Annotated in this window: 5 protein-coding genes; 3 read left to right on the top strand and 2 right to left on the bottom strand. The window is 75.2% G+C overall.

Annotated elements, in window-relative coordinates; translation table 11 throughout:
* On the bottom strand, positions 1-282 hold a 282-nt coding region (locus tag E9529_RS20865), incomplete at its 3' end, for a UBP-type zinc finger domain-containing protein (RefSeq protein WP_236833184.1).
* A 207-nt stretch (positions 283-489) separates the two neighbouring features.
* Here E9529_RS20865 and E9529_RS20860 point away from each other — a divergent pair.
* From E9529_RS20860 to E9529_RS20850, 3 genes are read left to right on the top strand one after another with little or no spacing between them, the layout of a single operon-like run.
* Entirely contained in the window at positions 490-2,148 is a 1,659-nt protein-coding gene (locus E9529_RS20860; protein ID WP_236833183.1) for an FAD-dependent oxidoreductase, read from the top strand.
* On the top strand, positions 2,145-3,575 hold the full coding sequence (locus E9529_RS20855) for an ATP-binding protein (protein ID WP_236833182.1): 1,431 nt from the start codon (positions 2,145-2,147) through the stop codon (positions 3,573-3,575). Before E9529_RS20860 ends, E9529_RS20855 begins: the two co-directional genes overlap by 4 nt.
* Before the next feature lie 32 nt (positions 3,576-3,607).
* Positions 3,608-4,426, top strand: a complete 819-nt coding sequence (locus E9529_RS20850) for a hypothetical protein (RefSeq protein ID WP_236833181.1) — start codon at positions 3,608-3,610, stop codon at positions 4,424-4,426.
* Positions 4,427-4,512: 86 nt separating this feature from the next.
* Here the strand turns inward: E9529_RS20850 and pdxY are convergent, their stop codons facing one another.
* Entirely contained in the window at positions 4,513-5,364 is an 852-nt protein-coding gene (gene pdxY, locus E9529_RS20845; protein ID WP_236833180.1) for a pyridoxal kinase PdxY, read from the bottom strand.
* Positions 5,365-5,585: the final 221 nt, after the last annotated feature.

Here is a 5,585-nt window from a genome sequence, read left to right as displayed (position 1 = left end):
GGCCACCCCGTCATCTGCAGCTTCGAGCCGGGCGCCGGCCACCTGCCGCTCCTCGCCGAAGTCCCAGAACCACTCCTCGCCCGGCTCGAAGCTGCAGATGACGGGGTGGCCGGTGGCGGCCGCGTGCGCGCGGGCGTGCCGGCTCGGCGAGGAGTCGCAGCACCCGATGTGGCCGCACCGGGCGCAGCGGCGGAGGTGGAACCACCAGCCCCCGTCGGCCTCGCACTCGAGGCAGCCGGTGCCGCTGGGCGGCGCCTCGGGGTCGATGGCAGGTGCTGTCATGGCCGGCCTCCGCGACGGACGGGCTGATCCGGGGACGCCGGCAACGCTAGGGACGCCGCCCCGGGCCGCCAAGGGGCGCGACGGGGCTGTGCCGCCGGGTCCGGGCGGGCTAGCGTCCTGACCGGCAGCGCGGGAGCAGGACGACGGACCGGTCCCGAGCGTGTGCGGGCCCGGCGCGGTCGCGGGCGGTCGCCGACGGGAGTCGAGATGGGCAAGCCGGTCCTCCTCAGCGTCGACGACGACCCCGGGGTGTCCCGGGCCGTCGCCCGCGACCTGCGGCGGCAGTACGGCGAGCAGTTCCGGGTGATGCGCGCCGCGTCGGGGCAGGAGGCGGTGGAGGCGCTGCGCGAGCTCAAGCTGCGCGGGGACGCCGTCGCGGTGCTCCTGGCCGACTACCGGATGCCGGGGATGAACGGCATCGAGTTCCTCGAGCAGGCCATGGACCTGTTCCCGCGGGCCCGCCGGGCGCTCCTGACCGCGTACGCCGACACCGACGCCGCCATCCAGGCGATCAACCTCGTCGACGTCGACGCGTACCTGCTCAAGCCCTGGGACCCGCCCGAGGAGAAGCTCTACCCGGTCGTCGACCAGATGCTCCAGGCCTGGCGGGCCGGCCCGGACGTGGTCGCCGACGACGTCCGGCTGGTGGGCCACCGGTGGTCGGCGCCGTCGTTCCGCGCGCGGGACCTGCTCGCCCGCAACGCCGTGCCCTACCGCTGGTACAGCGCCGAGGAGCCCGAGGGGCAGCGCCTGCTGGAGGCCGCGGGCGCCGGCCCGGACGACGTCCCGGTCATCGTGACGCCGGAGGGCGTCGTGCTGAAGGCCCCGACCGAGAGCGAGCTCGCCGCCGTCGTCGGGCTGAGCACGGCCCCCGAGACGGACTTCTACGACCTCGTCGTCGTCGGCGGTGGGCCGGCCGGGCTCGGCGCCGCCGTCTACGGGGCCTCGGAGGGGTTGCGGACCGTGCTCGTCGAGCGTGAGGCGACCGGGGGCCAGGCCGGGCAGAGCAGCCGGATCGAGAACTACCTCGGCTTCCCGAACGGCGTCTCGGGCAGCCAGCTGGCCGACCGGGCCCGGCGGCAGGCGCGCAAGTTCGGCGCGGAGCTGCTGCTGACCCGCGACTGCGTCGCGCTGGAGGCGCACGGGCCCAAGCGCGTCGTGCGGTTCGACGACGGCAGCTCCGTCGCCGCGCACGCCGTCGTCCTGGCCACCGGCGTCTCCTACCGCAGCCTGGGCGTGCCCGGTGCCGACGACCTCACCGGCCGGGGCGTCTACTACGGCTCGGCCATGACCGAGGCGGCGGCCTGCGCCGGGACGGACGTGTTCATCGTCGGGGGCGCGAACTCGGCGGGGCAGGCGGCGGTCTTCTTCGCCCGCTACGCGAGCTCGGTGCACCTGCTGGTCCGGGGGCCGGCGCTGGAGGCGTCGATGTCGCACTACCTCGTCGAGCAGCTGGCGGCGATCGGCAACGTGCACGTGCACACCTGCACGACGGTCGCCGAGGCGCACGGCGACGGCCACCTCGAGCAGGTGACGCTGCAGGACGCGCGGACCGGGGAGCGGACCACCCACGACGCCGGCCACCTGTTCGTCTTCATCGGCGGGGAGCCCCGCACGCACTGGCTGGACGGCGTCGTGATGCGCGACGAGCGGGGCTTCATCCCCACCGGGCCGGGGCTGCTCGACGACGGCCGCCGCCCGCGCGGGTGGGCCCTGGACCGCGACCCCTGGTTGCTGGAGTCCAGCCTGCCGGGGGTGTTCGTCGCCGGTGACGTGCGGGCCGAGTCGGTGAAGCGGGTGGCCTCCGCGGTGGGCGAGGGCGCGATGGCGGTCACCCTCGTGCACCGCTACGGGGGGGAGCGGTGACCGCGACGGGGCGCCGGCTGGCGCCCGCGGAGCTGCGGGAGCTGTTCCTCTTCGAGGACCTCGACGACGAGCAGCTGGCCTGGGTGGCGGCGAACGGCGACGTCGTGGACTGCCCGGCCGGCACCGAGGTCTCGGTCGAGGGGGAGCCCGCGGAGTGCTTCTTCGTCCTGCTCGAGGGGACGATGACGATGGTGCGCCTGGTCGGCGGCAGCGAGGTGGAGACGGTCCGGACGTCGCACCGCGGGGTCTACTCCGGTGCGGTCCAGTTCTACTTCGGCGACCGGCTGGAGCAGCGGTACCCCGCGACCGTCCGGGCGGTCACCGACGCGCGGTTCCTGGCGCTGCCGGCCGGCCCGTTCGCCGAGGTGTTCCGCCGCTGGTACCCGATGGCGGTGCATCTGCTCGAGGGCATGTTCGTGGGCCAGCGCAACTCCGCCGAGCTCGTCGGGCAGCGCGAAAGGCTGCTGGCGCTGGGAAAGCTGACCGCCGGGCTCACCCACGAGCTGAACAACCCGGCGGCGGCCGCCGCCCGGGCGAGCGACGCGCTGCGCGACCGGTTCGCCGGGATGCGGCACAAGCTGGCGCTGCTCTCCGAGGGCACGATCGACGGGTCGGTGCTGCGCGCGCTGACCGGGCTGCAGGAGGAGTTCGTGGCGCGGGTCGGCGGCGCCCGGGAGCTCTCGACGCTGGCGCGCGCCGACCTCGAGGACCGCCTCGGCGAGTGGCTCGAGGAGCGCGACGTGACCCAGCCGTGGGAGCTGGCCGCCGTCTTCGGCGCGGCCGGGCTGGAGCCGGAGGACCTCGAGCGGGTGACCGGGGCGGTCGCGCCGTCCTTCCTGGAGCCGGCCCTGCGCTGGCTCGCCTACACGGTGGAGACCGAGACGCTGCTCGTGGAGATCGCGGACAGCACCAGCCGCATCTCCGGCCTCGTCGACGCCGCCAAGCAGTACTCGCAGATGGACCGGACGCCGCACCGGCCGACCGACCTGCACGCCGGGCTGGACGCCACGCTGGTGATGCTCGGCGGCAAGTTCCCGCCGGGCGTCACCGTGGTCAAGGAGTACGACCGCGGCCTGCCCGAGGTGCCGGCCTACGCCGGGGAGCTCAACCAGGTGTGGACCAACCTCATCGTCAACGCCCTCGACGCGATGGCCGGCGAGGGCACCCTGACCGTGCGGACGGCGCGCGAGGGCGACCGCGCGCTGGTCGAGATCGCCGACACCGGCCCCGGCATCCCGGCCGAGCTGCGCTCGCGGGTGTTCGAGCCGTTCTTCACGACCAAGCCGGTCGGCCAGGGCACGGGCCTGGGCCTGGACGTGTCGTGGCGCGTCGTCGTCAAGCGGCACGGGGGAGACCTGCGGGTGACGTCGTCGCCCGGGGACACCCGGTTCCGGGTGCTGCTGCCGCTCACCGAGCCGGCGACCTGACCCGGCGGGCGTCGCGCTGGGACAGTGGGGGCGTGTTCGACGTCGACTGGATGGGGCTGCTGACCCGTGAGGTGCTCCGCGAGCGCGGTGCCGCCCTGATCGCGGAGACCTGCGCGTGGGCCGTGGGGCTCTCGGACCGCCCGCACCACCGGCGGCGCGCCGGGCGGGTGGTGCCGAGCGGGCTGACCGTGGGGGAGCGGGCGGCCACCGGGCAGCGGCTGGCCAGCGAGGAGGACGGCCGCGTGGACCTCGGCGACGCCGCGCCGGGCAGCTTCCAGGACGCGCTCGACATGATCGGCGCCGACGGCCGGCTGGTCGCCGAGCGGTTCGACGACGAGGTCCTGGTGCCGTTCGTCGGCGAGACCTGCCGGCTGGCCGGGGAGCGCGCCCGGGAGAACCGCCGGGCCGCGTGGGTCGAGCTCGCCGACGACCTCGGCGAGGACCCCGACGACGTGGCGGGCGTGGTGCGGGCCGGTGACTGGGCGGCCCCGCTGCGCATCGACGCCGAGCACCTGGTGCTGGCCGCGCTGCGCGATGTGCCGCTGATCGAGGTGGAGGCCGAGGGGCTGCCGCTCTCGCTGGTGCGTGCCGCGGAGGCGGCCACCCGCTCCGCCGTCGTCCCCGAGCCGGCGCCGGTGCCCGACGAGACGCTGGCCGGCGCGCTCTTCCTCGCCCGCGCCGCCCTGGAGGGCTCCGGCTGCACGGTGCCGGTGCCGCCGGAGGAGGCCGACCTGCTGCTGGCCGCGTTCGGCGACACCGGGCTGGAGCCCGAGGAGGTGCCGTCGGTGCTGCCGCACCTGCCGGTGGAGGAGGCGACGATCACCCGGATCGCGGCGGCGCTGGAGCGCTGAACCGCCCGCGGTCCGGCGGGCGATGACCCCCTGGCCGGACACCCGGGGTCGCCGGATGCCCGGCAGCGGGGCATTGCCCCGGGCGGTCAGACCTCCTCGACCGGGAAGGTCCGGGTCGGGGAGACGAATTCGTCCTGCGCGGCGACGAGCAGGATCTCACGGGAGCCGGCGTCCTCGGTGCGCTGCAGGAGGCCGAAGACCGACGCCGCGGCGCGCCCGAGGGCATCGGCCGCCGAGCGGGTCTCCAGCCAGTGCGCGAGGAACAGCGCGGCGATCGCGTCACCGGCCCCGTTCACCGAGACACCCAGCCGCGGGGTGCGCACCCGCCAGTGCCGGCCACCCTCGGAGGCGAGCAGGTCGACGGCGTCCTCGGGGGTGTCCTCCGCGACCAGCGACGTGGTGAGCACGACCCGCGGGCCCAGCGCCTGCACCGCGGCGACGGCGTCCTTCACCGAGGCCGGCGAGCGGGTCGTGCTGCCCGAGAGCAGGTCGAGCTCGTAGTGGTTCGGCGTCACCAGGTCGGCGGCCGGGACGGCGACCTCGCGCATGAACTCCTCGATGCCCGGGCGCACGAACACCCCGCGGCCGACGTCGCCGATCACCGGGTCGCAGCAGTAGACCGCCGCCGGGTTGGCCGCGCGCACGCGGGCCACCGTGCCGACGACGGCGTGCCCGATGTCGGCCGAGCCGAGGTAGCCCGACAGCACCGCGTCGCAACCGGCCAGCACACCGCGGTCGGCGACGCCCTCCACGAGCTCCTCGATCGACTGGCCGTCGTACACCCGGCCGGTCCACTCGCCGTAGCCGGTGTGGTTGGAGAACTGGACGGTGTGCACCGGCCACACCTCGACGCCGAGGCGCTGCAGCGGGAAGACGGCGGAGCTGTTGCCGACGTGGCCGTAGGTGACGTGCGACTGGATGCTGAGGACGGCGGTCACGGCGAGAACCCTGGCACACCCCCCTCCGGCCGGGTCCATGTGATCGCCCCAGCGTCCTCCCTCACCGGGGCGCGTCCTCCCTCACCGCCCACGCCGAGGGAGGACACCCGATGATCAGGGGAGGTGGTCTCAAGGAGCGGTCGCAACGCCACCGTTGTGATCGTCGGCTGAGAGTAGAGCGGCGAGTCGTTCGGCGGGGGTGTCCCAGCCGAGTGTCTCGC

Source organism: Blastococcus sp. KM273128 (assembly GCF_021698975.1).
Classification (GTDB): domain Bacteria; phylum Actinomycetota; class Actinomycetes; order Mycobacteriales; family Geodermatophilaceae; genus Blastococcus.
This window is presented reverse-complemented; position numbering and strand designations above follow the sequence as displayed.

Bases quoted from the DNA above. Each gene is read 5' to 3' on its own strand.
- E9529_RS20860 (WP_236833183.1), top strand. From the start codon at position 490: ATGGGCAAGCCGGTCCTCCTCAGCGTCGACGACGACCCCGGGGTGTCC.